16 protein-coding genes are annotated in these 14,426 nt (G+C 35.3%); all 16 read left to right on the top strand.

The genetic code is table 11. The features are described 5' to 3' along the window. Positions 1–34: 34 nt before the first annotated feature. The 16 genes from CCAL5182_RS00440 to rfbA all read left to right on the top strand — a co-directional run bounded on the left by CCAL5182_RS00440 (position 35) and on the right by rfbA (position 14,426). The gene (locus CCAL5182_RS00440) at positions 35–1,018 is read left to right on the top strand and encodes a diaminopimelate dehydrogenase (protein WP_169971748.1); all 984 of its coding nucleotides are present in this window, start codon (positions 35–37) and stop codon (positions 1,016–1,018) included. A 44-nt stretch (positions 1,019–1,062) separates the two neighbouring features. Next, entirely contained in the window at positions 1,063–2,019 is a 957-nt protein-coding gene (locus CCAL5182_RS00445) for a methionine ABC transporter ATP-binding protein (RefSeq protein ID WP_169935981.1), read from the top strand. Next, entirely contained in the window at positions 2,019–2,693 is a 675-nt protein-coding gene (locus CCAL5182_RS00450; RefSeq protein ID WP_336609975.1) for a methionine ABC transporter permease, read from the top strand. Before CCAL5182_RS00445 ends, CCAL5182_RS00450 begins: the two co-directional genes overlap by 1 nt. A gap of 405 nt (positions 2,694–3,098) precedes the next feature. Next, positions 3,099–3,872 carry a MetQ/NlpA family ABC transporter substrate-binding protein gene (locus tag CCAL5182_RS00455; protein ID WP_336609976.1) on the top strand — a complete coding sequence of 258 codons (774 nt, stop codon included), beginning with the start codon at positions 3,099–3,101 and terminating at the stop codon, positions 3,870–3,872. 136 nt (positions 3,873–4,008) lie between these two features. Then, a complete protein-coding gene (locus tag CCAL5182_RS00460; RefSeq protein WP_336609977.1) occupies positions 4,009–4,788 on the top strand; it encodes a MetQ/NlpA family ABC transporter substrate-binding protein in 780 nt (259 codons plus the stop codon). A gap of 33 nt (positions 4,789–4,821) precedes the next feature. Then, positions 4,822–5,610, top strand: coding sequence for a MetQ/NlpA family ABC transporter substrate-binding protein (locus CCAL5182_RS00465; RefSeq protein WP_170000140.1), 789 nt, complete (start codon positions 4,822–4,824; stop codon positions 5,608–5,610). Positions 5,611–5,648: 38 nt separating this feature from the next. Beyond that, a complete protein-coding gene (locus CCAL5182_RS00470; RefSeq protein ID WP_169935998.1) occupies positions 5,649–6,302 on the top strand; it encodes a LysE family translocator in 654 nt (217 codons plus the stop codon). A gap of 41 nt (positions 6,303–6,343) precedes the next feature. Further along, positions 6,344–6,949 (top strand): DedA family protein, encoded by a 606-nt coding sequence (locus CCAL5182_RS00475; protein ID WP_336609978.1) that lies wholly within the window; start codon positions 6,344–6,346, stop codon positions 6,947–6,949. Between the two features lie 46 nt (positions 6,950–6,995). Then, positions 6,996–7,874 (top strand): lysophospholipid acyltransferase family protein, encoded by an 879-nt coding sequence (locus CCAL5182_RS00480; RefSeq protein ID WP_169936002.1) that lies wholly within the window; start codon positions 6,996–6,998, stop codon positions 7,872–7,874. Beyond that, positions 7,871–8,761 carry an ELM1/GtrOC1 family putative glycosyltransferase gene (locus CCAL5182_RS00485; protein WP_336609979.1) on the top strand — a complete coding sequence of 297 codons (891 nt, stop codon included), beginning with the start codon at positions 7,871–7,873 and terminating at the stop codon, positions 8,759–8,761. Before CCAL5182_RS00480 ends, CCAL5182_RS00485 begins: the two co-directional genes overlap by 4 nt. After that, positions 8,758–9,855, top strand: coding sequence for a glycosyltransferase family 4 protein (locus CCAL5182_RS00490; RefSeq protein ID WP_336609980.1), 1,098 nt, complete (start codon positions 8,758–8,760; stop codon positions 9,853–9,855). The genes CCAL5182_RS00485 and CCAL5182_RS00490 overlap by 4 nt, the downstream gene beginning before the upstream one ends. Beyond that, positions 9,833–11,047 carry an O-antigen ligase family protein gene (locus CCAL5182_RS00495; RefSeq protein ID WP_336609981.1) on the top strand — a complete coding sequence of 405 codons (1,215 nt, stop codon included), beginning with the start codon at positions 9,833–9,835 and terminating at the stop codon, positions 11,045–11,047. The genes CCAL5182_RS00490 and CCAL5182_RS00495 overlap by 23 nt, the downstream gene beginning before the upstream one ends. After that, complete coding sequence (locus CCAL5182_RS00500; protein WP_336609982.1) at positions 11,040–12,017, top strand: glycosyltransferase; 978 nt, start codon at positions 11,040–11,042, stop codon at positions 12,015–12,017. The genes CCAL5182_RS00495 and CCAL5182_RS00500 overlap by 8 nt, the downstream gene beginning before the upstream one ends. After that, positions 12,014–12,790: a polysaccharide deacetylase family protein gene (locus CCAL5182_RS00505; protein WP_336609983.1), complete on the top strand. Its 777-nt coding sequence runs from the start codon at positions 12,014–12,016 to the stop codon at positions 12,788–12,790. Before CCAL5182_RS00500 ends, CCAL5182_RS00505 begins: the two co-directional genes overlap by 4 nt. Then, the gene (locus CCAL5182_RS00510; RefSeq protein WP_170000147.1) at positions 12,787–13,542 is read left to right on the top strand and encodes a glycosyltransferase family 2 protein; all 756 of its coding nucleotides are present in this window, start codon (positions 12,787–12,789) and stop codon (positions 13,540–13,542) included. The genes CCAL5182_RS00505 and CCAL5182_RS00510 overlap by 4 nt, the downstream gene beginning before the upstream one ends. Continuing rightward, positions 13,539–14,426, top strand: a complete 888-nt coding sequence (gene rfbA, locus CCAL5182_RS00515; RefSeq protein WP_170000148.1) for a glucose-1-phosphate thymidylyltransferase RfbA — start codon at positions 13,539–13,541, stop codon at positions 14,424–14,426. The genes CCAL5182_RS00510 and rfbA overlap by 4 nt, the downstream gene beginning before the upstream one ends.

Consider the following 14,426-nt stretch of genomic DNA (forward strand, 5'->3'; position numbering starts at 1 on the left):
ACACAAAAAACAGATAAATTTAACAAGGAAAAATATGAGTAAGATAAAAATAGCAGTTTTGGGATATGGAAATTTAGGTCGTGGCGTTGAACTAGCAACAAGAAACACAAAAGATATAGAGATGACGGCGGTATTTAGCCGTCGTGAGCCAAGCAGCGTAAAAACTTGCGGTGCGCCTGTATTTAAAATGGATGAAATTTTATCACACAAGGGCGAGTTTGACGTGCTAATACTTTGTGGAGGAAGTGCTACTGACCTGCCTACACAAACTCCTGAGTTTGTTAAAAATTTCAACGTCGTTGATAGCTTTGACACGCACGCTAAAATTCCAGAACACTTTGCAGCAGTTGATGCTGAGGCTAAAAAAAGTAAAAAAGTAGGCGTGATAGCCGTAGGCTGGGATCCGGGTCTGTTTTCACTAAATCGCCTTTATAGTGAGAGTGTGTTAGAAAATGGCGAGAGTTATACATTTTGGGGTAAAGGTGTTAGTCAAGGACACTCTGACGCCATACGCCGTGTAAAAGGCGTAGTGGATGCTAGACAGTATACAGTGCCGATAGAGAGCGCATTAAATAGTGTCCGAAATGGTGAAAATCCTAAACTTTCTACACGTGAAAAACACCTAAGAGAATGCTATGTGGTAGTAGAAGACAGTGCTGATAAAGCTCGTATTGAAAACGAGATAAAAACTATGCCAAACTACTTTGCCGACTATAACACAAGCGTGCATTTTGTCGACCTAGAAACACTTAAACGCGAACACGGCGGTATCCAGCACGGTGGTTTTGTGCTAAGAAGTGGTAAAACAGGTGAAAACGACGAAAGTAAACACCTAATCGAATTTTCGCTAAAACTAGACTCCAACCCGGAATTTACGGCTAGTGTTTTAGTGGCTTACGCACGTGCGGCTTACCGCTTAAATGCAAAGGGCGAGAGCGGTGCATACACAGTTTTTGACATAGCTCCGGCATTAATATCACCAAAAAGCACAGAAGAGCTAAGAAAAGAAATTTTATAAGCAAACAGTTTTAAATGACTGGTTTTGCCAAAAAAGGAATTTTAGTGATTGAAATTAAAAATTTAAAGAAATATTACGGCGACACATTAACCATCAACGATGTAAGTTTGCAGATAGAAAGTGGCGAAATTTTTGCCATAGTCGGACACAGTGGCGCCGGTAAATCAACCCTGCTTCGCTGTATAAACGGACTTGAGGACTATCAAGAAGGAAGCCTAAAGGTGTTTGGCAAAGAGATAAGCCAGATTAAAGGCGATGAGTTAAGGCGTTTTAGAAAAGATATCGGGATGATATTTCAACACTTCGCACTAATGAACCGCAAAACTGTCTTTGAAAATGTAGCAACTCCACTTAGATTTTGGGGGTTTGACGGCGCATACATAAACAAAAAAGTAAATGAGCTTTTAAGCCTTGTTGGCCTTGAAAATAAATTAAAATCATATCCAAACGAGCTAAGCGGCGGTCAAAAACAACGCGTCGCCATAGCAAGAGCATTAGCCTTGGAGCCAAAAATTTTATTAAGCGATGAAGCGACTTCTGCGCTTGATCCAAATACAACCAAAGGTGTTTTGGAGCTTTTAACACGTATCAACAAAGAGCTTGGTATAAGCGTAGTTTTGGTTACTCATGAAATGGAAGTCGTAAAAAGTGTCGCCTCTCGTGCGTTACTGCTAGAACATGGAAAGATAATAGGCTGCGGCAGTATCGAGGAGTTATTCTTAAAACCCGACTTAAAAATGAAAGAATTTCTTGGCGAAGAGGAAATTTTGCCAGAAAGTGGCATAAATATTCGCTTGTATTTTCCAAAAGAAGTCGCCCAACACAGCATCATAACACATATGGCGAGGACGCTAAATGTTGATTTTAACATCGTTTGGGGCAAATTAGAAAAGCTAAACGACCATGTTCTTGGAAATTTGGTAATAAACATCGAAGAAGAAGACAAAGAAAAAGTGCTTGATTATATATCTAAAAGTGGCGTTTTATGGGAGGTGGCGTAATGTTTGGCATTGATTTTTCAAAATTTACTGATGTGTTTAACAGAATTTTACTCCCTGCTATAAACGAAACCGTTTACATGAGCCTTGTTTCTACATTTTTAGCATTTGTCATAGGCATTATCCCTGCCGTTCTACTCATCATCTCTGATAAAGACGGCCTAAAACCAAATTCTAAAGTCTACTTTATACTTGATATTTGTGTAAATATCCTAAGAAGCTTTCCGTTTATCATCCTCATCATCGTACTATTTCCTATCACAAAAATGATAGTTGGTACAAGCATAGGCACTACTGCTGCGATCGTTCCACTTACCATCGGAGCTGCTCCTTTTGTGGCTAGGCTTATTGAAAACTCTTTAAAAGAGGTTGATCGCGGCATAATAGAAGCAGCAAAAAGCTTTGGTGCTTCAAATTTTCAGATCATTTTTAGGATAATGTTTGTCGAGGCACTTCCAGGTATCATATCTGCATTTACATTAACTCTTATCGTAAATATCGGCTTTTCAGCGATGGCTGGAGCTGTCGGTGGTGGCGGTCTTGGAGCAGTTGCGATAAATTACGGATATCAGAGATTTCGCCCTGATATAATGTTTTACACCGTAGTTATCTTAATAATCATGGTGCAAATCGTTCAAATTTTAGGCAACTATCTATATAAGATCACAAAAAAGTAGCCAAATCGGCTACTTTTTATCATATAAAAATTTAATTTATTCATTAAATTTCATTAATTAATACATCATAACAAACAAAAGCATTTTTACTATAAATTTTTATCTTTTTCTTTAAAATTTCAGTATTTTTTATCAATTGACCTAAATTTTAAAGATTTTAAACTTATTTTAAAGAAACTTTTCTTACAATTCGCCAATTTAATTTTAAAAAGAGAAAGGATATATCATGAAATCAGATATGTGCGAAATGTGTCGCTTGATAGAAACTAAGGTGTCGAAAGACAAATACTAAGCACAAATTTCTTTTTAAGTGCTTAGTTCGCTAAACATTTAAAAAGAAATTTAAGCCTTCTACTATCCGCTTATCCTTTTTGAGTGTTAGCAAATTTTTAAAAAGGATAAAAAATGACAAAAATACTTGCTTCTTCATTAGTTGCTTTAAGCCTGCTTGTATCAGCAAACGCAGCTGAAAAAATCGTAGTCGGCGCAACGCCTGTTCCACACGCTGAGATCCTTGAGGTTATAAAACCTATCCTTGCAAAAGATGGCTATGAGCTTGAAATAAAAGAATTTAACGATTACTCTATACCAAATATCGCAACTGACGACGGCGATTTGGATGCAAATTTCTTCCAACACCTGCCTTATCTTGAAGAATTTAACAAAAACAAAGGAACAAAACTTACGCATACCGTAGGTGTTCACCTTGAGCCAATGGGTGTTTACTCTAAAAAGATAAAAAACATCAACGAGATCAAAAACGGAGATATCGTAGCTATACCAAACGACCCAACAAACGAGAGTCGTGCTCTTGATGTTTTGGCCACCGCAGGTCTTATAAGGCTAAATGACAATCCACTAAAAACACCTCTTGATATAACCCAAAATCCAAAAAATCTAAAATTTAAAGAGATGGAGTCGGCTCAAACACCTCGCACACTAGATGATGTTACGATAGCAGTTATTAATACGAACTATGCTTTGAATGCTAGCCTAAACCCTACAAAAGACGCTCTTGCCCTTGAAAGTAAAGAGAGCCCTTACGTAAACTACGTAGTCGTAAAAGTAGGCAATGAGCAAAGTAAAAAAATACAAGCTCTAAACAAAGCTATAACAACACCTGAAGTAAAAGCTTTCATCGAGAAAAAATACGAAGGAGCTATACTTCCAGCGTTTTAATAGCGCCATTAAGGAAGCCAAAAGCTTCCTTAATGCCACAAAGAGCAAAGGCCTTTAACCTTTTGTCCTAAAGTCGGTAAATTTAAGTCTAAATTTATCAATGCAGCGTATCATGCATAATCTAAAAGGAAATGTAATGAAAATTTTAACCATAATAAGCACAACCATACTCGCACTAAATTTATACGGTGCAAGTGGTGATAAAAAGATCATAGTCGGAGTTTCTCCCGTTCCTCACGCTGAAATTTTAGAGTTTATAAAGCCAAATTTAAAAGCACAAGGGTATGAGCTGGTCATCCAAGAGATAAACGACTACTCTATACCAAATATCGCAACTCAAAACGGTGATCTAGACGCAAATTTCTTTCAGCATCTGCCATATCTTGAAGAGCAAAATAAAAACCGCGGACTCACGCTTGTTAAGACCGTAGCCGTTCATGTTGAACCGCTTGGCTTTTACTCTAAGAAGATAAAAAACATAAACGAGCTAAAAGACGGAGCGACCATAACCATCGCACATGACCCAAGTAATACCAACCGCGCACTTAAGATACTTGAAAAAGCAAAGCTTATCGAACTTGCGCCAAATATCAGCCTTGCAACTCCGCATGATATAGTTAAAAATCCTAAGAATTTAAAATTTCTTGAACTCGAAGGAGCGCAAATTCCACGCACTCTAGACGAGGTTGATCTGGCCGCTATTAGCACAAATTTCATCCTTGATATAGGTCTTAGTGTATCAAAAGATGCGCTTTTGCTTGAAGATAGCGATAGTCCTTATGCAAATATCTTAGTTACTCGCGCAGGAAATGAAAATAACGATAAGATAAAGGCGTTAAACGCCGCTATCACGACACAAGAGGTTAAAAATTTCATACTTGATCGCTATAAAGGTGAAGTTATACCGGCGTTTTAATGCCAAAAAACAAAATAAAATAAAGGAAAAATAATGAAAATTTCAAAACTACTACTACCACTTGCATCTATCTCTTTAGCGCTTAGCCTAAATGCAGCAGGAGATGCAAAAACAATAATAATCGGCGCAACTCCTGTTCCTCATGCGGAAATTCTTGAAGAGGTCGTAGCTCCGCTTTTGGCAAAAGAGGGCTATAAGCTTGAGATCAAGGTATTTAACGACTATGTTATACCAAATTTAGCAACCGAGCAAGGCGATCTTGACGCAAATTACTTCCAGGGTCTTCCTTACATGAAAGCCTTTAATAAAGACAATAAAACACATATTGTCCCAACTGCCGGCGTTCACGTAGAGCCTATGGGAATTTACTCAAAGAAGATAAAAAGCCTTGACGAGCTTAAAAACGGCGATATCGTAGCTATATCAAACAACTCTGCAGACTCGACTAGATCGATAAATTTATTAGAAAAGGCAGGGATTATAAAAGCAAACAATAGCGAATACAAATCTCCGCTTGACATAGTAGAAAATCCAAAAAATCTAAAATTTAAAGAGATGGAGTCAGCTCAAACACCTCGCGCACTTGACGATGTGACGATAGCTTTTATCAACATAAACTACGCACTTGACGTAGGTCTAAAGCCAACGCAAGACGCACTTTTGCTTGAAGGAAAAGATAGTCCTTATACAAATTTTGTAGCAGTAAAAGATGGTAATGAAAACCTACCAAAGATCAAGGCTCTAAACAAAGCCATACTAAGTCCCGAGGTAAAAGAATTTATTATCAATCGCTACAAAGGAGCGGTTATACCGTCGTTTTAACACGCAGGGCATATGCCCTGCTCTTTTGAAAGAATATCATGGAAATTTATGTACTTTTAGCCCTTATGGCGACACATTTTTTAGCCCTTATAGTACCTGGGCCAGACATTTTTCTCATCCTTAGAACATCACTTGCTTATGGATTTAGACAAAGCATTTTTGCCTGTCTTGGAGTTGGAGCCGGGATAATCATCTGGATCATGCTTACAGCCTTTGGTCTAAAAACACTATTTGTTTTATTTCCACCTTTGCAAATAGCACTCATGCTCTTTAGCGTCTGCTATCTTTTTTACCTTAGTTTTTTGCTTTATCGTTCTTCAAAAAATAGCTCAAATGTCAATGTTAAGGAAAATAAAGATAAAAATTTAAGCGCAAAACACTTTTTTATCGTGGGATTTTTAACAAATTTATCAAACCCTAAAGCCATTTTATACTTTGTGAGCATATTTTCAAGATTTATCGATAAGTCAGGCAATGTCTACCACATCATACTTTTAGTTGCGGTTATATCAATACAAAGCGTTCTTAGCTTCATACTCTTGGGCAAATTGTTTTCTTTGCCTAAAGCACGTGAAGCCTTTCTTAAAAAACAACGTCTTTTAGACGGAATTTGTTCACTCGTTTTTGCCGTTTTTGCCACAATCATCTTTTATGAGCTTGTGCTTGAAATTTTAAATGCTTTAAAAGGGTGATTTAACTATAATTAAGGCTTTAAATTTTTAAAAGGCCTGCCTTGTTAAGTGGTGTTATAAATTTTATCGTCTCGGTTGTTAGCCAGTGGGGATATACCGGGATATTTTTTATGATGTTTTTAGAAAGTTCGTTTTTCCCGTTTCCAAGCGAAGTAGTCATGGTTCCTGCCGGATACTTAGCACATAAGGGCGAGATGAGCCTAACTTTGGCATTTATGGCAGGAACTCTTGGTTCATTAGCCGGAGCTATTTTTAATTATTATTTGTCCTACTTTTTTGGTCGTCCACTCATTCAAAAATACGGTAAATTTGTTGGTATCACAGATAAAAAAATGCAAAAATTCGAAAACTTTTTTAACAAACACGGTGAAATTTCGACATTTAACTGCCGTTTGATCCCAGGGATCCGCCAATACATCAGCTTGCCGGCAGGACTTACTAAAATGAATGTTTTAAAATTTAGTTTATTTACTACGTTGGGTGCTGGGATTTGGGTTGGTATACTACTTTGGGTTGGCTACTTTCTGGGTCAAAATGAGGAGTTGATATCAGCCAAGTTAAAAGAGATAACATTATGGCTTTTGTTTGTAGTATCCCTACTCTTTGCAGTATATTTTATCTTTGTAAAATATTTTAAAAAAGCTTAAAAACATTTTTTGATATAATCTATAAAAATTTAAATAAAGGTGAATTTTGAGAGAAAAATTTGAGTATTTCTTGGCTGTATTGGTTATAAAAATTTCTAAAATTTGCCCTATTTCTTTTTCATATAAATTTTTTAAATTTATTGCCGTATTATTATATTACACACTTGGATCAAGACGGAAACTAGCCATTAAAAATTTACGTCTTGCCTATACAAATTTAACACAAAAAGAGATAGAAAATATAGCTAAAAATAACTTCACAAGCCTTAGTAAAACACTTTGCGAGAGCCTCTTACTATATAATGACAAAAAAACGCTTGACGAGCTTATCATAAACGGCAAAGAGGCGATAGAAACCGTAAACCGCCTTTGCGATAACGGCAATCGCCCGGTTTTGTTCACAACGGCTCATTTTGGCAACTGGGAAGCTTTGGCGCATTATTTTGGTTTTAACGGCTACAAACTAGTTGTTGTGGGCAGAGAAGGCAATAACTTACTTATAGAAAAAAATATCACAACGCCATCTCGCACTAAATTTGGTAACGCCCTAGCCACAAAAGATAACGCAATGATAAAAATGGTAAAATTTCTTAAAAAAGGATACCATGCAGGGATTTTGATAGACCAAAAACCAGGAGCCATAAATTCCATTCCGTCAACCTTTTTTGGAAGAGAGTGCTTAACGTCAAAAGCTATCGCACAGCTTAAATTAAAATTTAATCCAGTTATAATACCGATCTTTGCAATAAGAAAAGATGATGGACGATATGAGATTATCGTTAAAAATTTTGATGAAAGCGGTTTAAACGGCGATAGTGAGCATGATACTAAATTTATAACGCAACAAATAAACGATATATTTGAAGAGGTTGTGAGGCTTGATCCTGCACAGTGGTTTTGGATGCATAATAGGTGGAAAATGTGAGTGCTCTTATCATTAGCGATGCAAGAGCCGGACATGAAAGCCAAAGTGTGGCGTTTTGCGAACTCAAAGGATATAAATTTGAGATCCTGCGTATCAAATTCTCATATAAATGGCTTAAATTTTTAAGTTATTTGCTTGATTTTTTGCGTATATATCTGCCTATTTTTAACTATGGCAGTTTGAAATTTCAAAATTTTGATATAGTTGTTTCGGCTGGCTCTACGACGTATTATGCTAATAAATATTTTGCAAGAAAATTTAAAGCAAAAAACGTAGCACTAATGGCTCCAAAAGGTTTTAGAAATGACTTTGATATTGTATTTTGCACACATCATGATAATTTTCATGCCAAAAATGCGACCATATTGCCTGTAAATTTAAACTATCTAAAGCCAACAAACTACTACACCCCGCAAAAAAAGGCGATAGGTTTTATCATCGGCGGTAGCAACAAAAGCTTTGTCATGAGTGAAGAGATAGTAAAAACCATAAAAGAGATAAGGGCTAAATTTAGTGACCATGAAGCGCTTATTACAACATCTCCGCGAACTCCAAAAGAGATAGAATGCGTGCTAAAAAAAGAAAATTTTAACTTTTTTGTAAGCTATCTTGAAGACAAGATAAATCCAATATATGACTTTTTAAAACACTGCAAATACGTATTTATCACCATCGACTCCGTATCCATGATAAGCGAAGCCGTGTGTAACCTTAACGCAAATGTAGTCATACTGGAGCTTGAGAGAAAAGACGAGCATAATAAATTTGATGATTTCATACAAAATTTAAAAGATAAAAAACTGGTTGAAATTTATCAAAAAAACGAGGTGTTTGCCAAAACCGAAAAGATAAATTTAGCTAAAATTTTAAAAGAGATAAATATATGAAAGTAGTTCAGCTTTTACCTGAGCTAAATGAGGGCGGAGTGGAGCGTGGTGTAGTTGAGATAACACGCGAATTTAACAAATATAACATAAAATCATACGTGATAAGCGGTGGCGGAAAGCTGGTAAGCGAGATAGAAAAAAACGGCGTAACGCACATAACGGCTGATGTTTATAGTAAAAATTTGCTCACTATGATCCAACGAGTTTTAAAGCTTAGAAAAATTTTAAAAGAGATAGAGCCTGATATCGTGCATGTAAGATCTCGTGTGCCTGCTTGGCTTTTAAAATTTGCTAAAATCGGGCTAAATCTAAATATAGTAAGCACAGTTCACGGTATAAATACACCAAATTTTTACAGTAAGATAATGACAGATGCCGATAAGATAATATGCGTAAGCAACGCCGTAAAAGAGCATATTATAAAACATTTTAATGTGCAAAATGATAAAATATCGGTTGTTTTTCGCGGTGTTGATCTTACCAGCTTTGATCCTAAAAATTTAGCCGATAAGAGAACTTTAAGAGATAAGTTTAATATAGAAAGCGAGCTTGTTATAAGTGTTGTTGGACGCATAACTCAGATAAAAAATATCGAGACTATCTTAAAAGCGACCGCTTTGCTAAAGCAAAATTTTAGCAGTGTCTGCCTCATAGTAGCTGGTGGAGCACATCCCAAAAAAGAGGAATACTTTAACAAACTTAAGGCGCTAACTAAAGAGCTTGGACTTGATAAAAATGTAAAATTTTTAGGTAGTATTAGTGAAGTAGCTAAAATTTACAAACTAAGTGATGTGGTGGTGAGTGCGACCTTAAAACCCGAAAGCTTTGGTAGAAGTGTGGCTGAAGCCATCGCTCTTAACACCCCGGTAGTAGCTAGTAATCACGGCGGTGTGAAAGACATCATAAAAGATGGAGAAAATGGCTACTTTTTTGAGCCACTAGATGAAGCGGAGCTTTCTAAAAAGATACTCTTAGCGCGCGAGCTTAAATTTGATGGATTTAATTACATAAAAGAGAAATTTAATCTAGAAAATATGACAAAAGAGACAATTAAAATTTACAAGGATTTTTATGATACAAAAAATAACTTATGAAAATATTATGACTTGGCTAATGTGTCTTCTGGTTGTTAGTTTTTTTATTGGAAAAAGCTTTAATGTGGTTGGTGGGCTAATAGTAGTTTTATTTTTGATACATATCATAAAAACACGTTCTTTTTGCTTGTTTAAGGATAAGATTTTTATATTTTTATCTATTTGGTGTGGATATATGTGTCTAACCGCACTATGGGCTGTAAATAAAGCAGGTGCTGTAAACTCTGCTAGCAAGGTGTTTTTGTGGGTGCTTTTATATTTGGCTATAAAAGAAAGCCTGAGCACAAAAGAAAAGCTTGAAAATTTCTTTAAATTTGTGGCAATCATAGTACTACTTATAGCATTTAACGCACTACTTCAAATAGCAATAGGCTACAATATGTTTGGTACTGCTATAAAAGACGGCAGGGTGTCGGATCTGTTTTACAGCGACTCCAGGGATTACTCTTATATACTTCCGCTTTTTGTAGGCATATTTGGCGCGATGCTTTCTTTAAAAGATCGTTTAAAATCACACTACGTTTTATATTCACTAGCACTTTTTGCACTTTTGATATCCATGCCAGCAAGCGGTTCTAGAGGTCCTCTTATCATACTTGCTGTATTTATACCGGTAATAGCTTGGGTTAGTCCATATAGAAAGTATGCATTTGCAGCACTTGGAATACTTATTTTGTGTATAAGCGCCATGGTTTTAACAAATGATAAATTGCAAGATAGACTAACTACATTATCAAATCCATTTGAGAGCCAGAAGCACTATAGGATAGCCATATGGAAGACATCGTTTGAAATGTTTAAAGATAATCCAATCTTAGGCGTTGGGTTTAAAAATTTTAGAGACAGACAGTTTGATTATTATAAAGATGAATTTGAAAGCTATGAGATAAATAAAGAAAAAAACTTGACGGTTCATCACTCGCATAGTCCATGGATGGATATATTAGCCGAGCAAGGACTTATAGGATTTTGCTTTGGGATTACGCTTTTAGTAGGTGTATTTTTGAGAATTTACAAAAAAGGCGCCTTTATGTTTATAAGTACTTTTAGCGTACTTTATGCGTTTTCTTTCTTAAATTCATCCTATATACTATCTGGTAGTCGCACAGCATTTTTTATGATATTTGCCATTACTTTATTTGTTTTGCTTGATAATTATTATGGTTTAATTACAAAGAAAGATAATGAATAGTTTAAAATTTCTACAGCGTAAAGAGAAGGATTACTCTCGTTTTAACATCATAAAGGACTTAGTTAAAGATGTTAAGATTAAAAATGAAATTTACATACTAATGCCTTTTTCAAAAAATGTTTTTTTAAAAAATTTCTTTAAAAGAGATAGGATAATAAACGACTTTTTTATCTCAAACTATGACACCTATGTGTATGACAGAAAAAAGATAGGCAAGCTAAATCCTCGTGCTTGGATAAAATTTTTACAAGACTATATAAATTTTAAATTCTCAAAATATCTACTTTCGGATACAAACGAGCACTTTTTATACTGGCAAAGTTTGTTTGGAAAATTTAACGGCAAACACCTTGTTTTGCCTGTTCTTGCTGATAAAAACATATATTATCCAATACAAAATGATATAAAAAATGAAAAAATAAAGGTGCTTTTTTATGGATCTTTTATACCACTTCATGGCATAGATGTGATACTTCATGCGTTTAGTATCCTAGAAAAAGATGGAGTGCAGTTTGACGGCAAGATAGTAGGTAGTGGGCAGACATATAAAGAGTATAAAAAGCTTTTTGATAGGCTTAATCTTAAACAAGTGAAGATGGATGGTGAGTTTATAGCTGAAAATGATTTAGCTAAGATAATACGCAGTAGTGACATACTTCTTGGTGTTTTTGGTAGCTCAAACAAAGCAAAAAGCGTAGTGCCAAACAAGGCATATCAAGCCTTAGCTTGTAAAAAACCACTTATCACGATGCACTCAAAGGCTATTTATGAATTTTTTGATGATAATGAAATCATGATGTGCGAAAATTCACCGGAAATTTTAGCAAAAAGCATTAAAGAACTGATAGAAAATAGAGACAAAAGAGAATCACTTGCACAAAATGGATATAATAAATTTATCTTTTTATATGAAAAAACAAAGATCGAATTTGAAAATTTTATAAAAGCGATTGATGAGGAAATAGGATGATATGGTTTTATATTTTTATAGCATTTTTAGCCATTGTGATATCACTTCGATACAACTGGTGGAGAAAAAGTGAGAGCCTTGCTCATGCTAGAGTGCTTATGTATCATAGCATAGAGGAGCACAAGGGTGATAAATTTGATAAATGGCGTGTAAAACCCAAAGACTTTGAAAAACAGATGGCGTGGTTAGCCAAAAATGGCTTTAAAAGCTATACTATAAGTGAGCTTTGCGATTTTAGCAAGCTTCCAAAAAAAGCTGTTTGTATAACATTTGACGATGGATACGCTGATAACTTTACAAACGCATATCCTGTACTTAAAAAATATGGCTTTAAAGCAACCATTTATCTAGTGCCAAACCAAAAAACAAATCACTGGGAAGAGAAAAATACAAAATATGTATCGTGTATGTTAAACGAAGATGAAATTTTAAAGATGGGTGATCTGGTCGAGTTTGGCTCACATACGATGTCTCATCTAAATTTAGAACGCGCAAGTTTAGAAAGCGTAAAAGATGAGCTAATAAACTCAAAAAAAGCAGTAGAAAATTTAAGCAAAAAAGAGTGCAAGGCATTTGCCTATCCATACGGCAAATACAACGACGATATAGTTTGCCTAACAAAGGATGTGGGATATAAAAATGCCGTTATAGTAAAACGTGGTTTATTTAAATCAAAAGATGATAAATTTACCATAAAACGCATAGGAATTCTTGGCACCGAGAGCTTTTTTGACTTTTGGCTAAAATTTCATAAAGTAAGGAACAAACTATGATAAAAGCTTCGGTTTATATGATATGTATGAACGAGCAAAGGCATATAAGAAGAGCCTTAGAAGCCGTTAAAGACTTTGATGAGATAGTTGTTGTAGATAGTGGTAGCTCTGATGAAACAGTGCAAATCGCAAAAGAGTACACAGATAAAGTTATATATAAAAAATGGGAGGGCGAAGGCATACAAAAGGCTTACGCGCTAGCGCAATGCACAAATAAATGGGTACTAAATATTGACGCTGATGAAGAGGTAACTCCAGAGCTTAAAAGAGAGATCGTTGAGCTGATGAAGCAAGATGAGTATGGCGCTCTTGATATACCGTTTCACGAGTATAGTCTAGGTAAGATTTGCCATGACAAAGTACGTAAAAATACACATATAAGATTTTTTAAAAAAGAAAATGCTAGATATACAAATATGGGTGTTCATGCTCAGGTTGAAATTTTTGATACAAAAATAAAACGTTCAAAAGGAACGATACATCATTTTAGTGATAAATTTATACATGAATTAGTAATGAAAAACAATAATTATTCAACACTAAGAGCCGAACAAAAAGCCGGCAAAAAAAATAAAAGTTCATTTTTAAAACTACTTTTTATATACCCACTTACGTTTTTTAAGTCATACTTTTTAAGACGTTCATTTTATGATGGCAAAAAAGGCTTTATTACGGCAAATATCAATGCATTTTATGCATTTATGAAAGAGGCAAAGCTTTATGAGCTGGACAATTTTAAAGGAAAACAATGAAAGGCATAATCCTAGCAGGCGGTAGCGGCACTAGACTCTATCCTCTAACAAAGGGTGTTAGCAAACAACTCATGCCCATATATGATAAGCCTATGATTTATTATCCATTATCTGTTTTAATGCTAGCAGGTATCACAGAGATACTTATTATTACCACACCAAACGATCAAGCTGCTTTTAAAAATTTACTCGGAGATGGCTCTGATCTTGGACTTAAATTAAATTATATTATCCAGCCAAGTCCAGACGGTCTGGCTCAAGCATTTATCTTAGGTGAAAAATTCCTTGACGGCGATGATGCATGTTTGGTTCTTGGTGATAATATATTTTATGGACATGGTTTTACAAAGTTACTAGCACAGTCAGTGGCTAATGTAAAAGAAAATAATGCAACTGTATTTGGCTACTATGTAAGAGACCCTGAAAGATACGGTGTGGCTGAGTTTGATGCAGATGGTAATGTGGTATCCATAGAAGAAAAACCAAAAAATCCAAAATCAAACTATGCTGTTGTTGGGTTGTATTTTTATCCAAATGATGTGGTAAAAAAAGTAAAAGATGTAAAACCATCAGAGCGCGGAGAGCTTGAGATAACAACTTTAAATGAAATTTATTTAAAAGAAAACAGGCTAAAAGTCGAGCTTATGGGGCGTGGATATGCGTGGCTAGATACAGGCACTCATGAGAGCCTACTAGAAGCTAGTCAGTTTATACAAACCATTGAGAATAGACAGTCACTTAAAGTAGCGTGCCTAGAAGAAATAGCTTATGAGATGGGATATATCTCAAAAGAAAAACTTCTTGAGCTAGCAGAACCTTTAAAGAAAAATCAATACGGACAGTATCTAATTAATAGAGCGAAACAACCCGGAAGGATTAAGTAG

Origin of the sequence: Campylobacter sp. 7477a (assembly GCF_014892335.1) — a bacterium.
Taxonomy (GTDB): domain Bacteria; phylum Campylobacterota; class Campylobacteria; order Campylobacterales; family Campylobacteraceae; genus Campylobacter_A; species Campylobacter_A californiensis.

Coding starts and splice junctions, on each gene's coding strand:
- CCAL5182_RS00440 (WP_169971748.1), top strand. CDS start 35: ATGAGTAAGATAAAAATAGCAGTTTTGGGATATGGAAATTTAGGTCGT.
- CCAL5182_RS00450 (WP_336609975.1), top strand. CDS start 2,019: ATGTTTGGCATTGATTTTTCAAAATTTACTGATGTGTTTAACAGAATT.
- CCAL5182_RS00455 (WP_336609976.1), top strand. CDS start 3,099: ATGACAAAAATACTTGCTTCTTCATTAGTTGCTTTAAGCCTGCTTGTA.
- CCAL5182_RS00460 (WP_336609977.1), top strand. CDS start 4,009: ATGAAAATTTTAACCATAATAAGCACAACCATACTCGCACTAAATTTA.
- CCAL5182_RS00465 (WP_170000140.1), top strand. CDS start 4,822: ATGAAAATTTCAAAACTACTACTACCACTTGCATCTATCTCTTTAGCG.
- CCAL5182_RS00470 (WP_169935998.1), top strand. CDS start 5,649: ATGGAAATTTATGTACTTTTAGCCCTTATGGCGACACATTTTTTAGCC.
- CCAL5182_RS00490 (WP_336609980.1), top strand. CDS start 8,758: ATGAAAGTAGTTCAGCTTTTACCTGAGCTAAATGAGGGCGGAGTGGAG.
- CCAL5182_RS00495 (WP_336609981.1), top strand. CDS start 9,833: ATGATACAAAAAATAACTTATGAAAATATTATGACTTGGCTAATGTGT.
- CCAL5182_RS00500 (WP_336609982.1), top strand. CDS start 11,040: ATGAATAGTTTAAAATTTCTACAGCGTAAAGAGAAGGATTACTCTCGT.
- CCAL5182_RS00505 (WP_336609983.1), top strand. CDS start 12,014: ATGATATGGTTTTATATTTTTATAGCATTTTTAGCCATTGTGATATCA.
- CCAL5182_RS00510 (WP_170000147.1), top strand. CDS start 12,787: ATGATAAAAGCTTCGGTTTATATGATATGTATGAACGAGCAAAGGCAT.
- rfbA (WP_170000148.1), top strand. CDS start 13,539: ATGAAAGGCATAATCCTAGCAGGCGGTAGCGGCACTAGACTCTATCCT.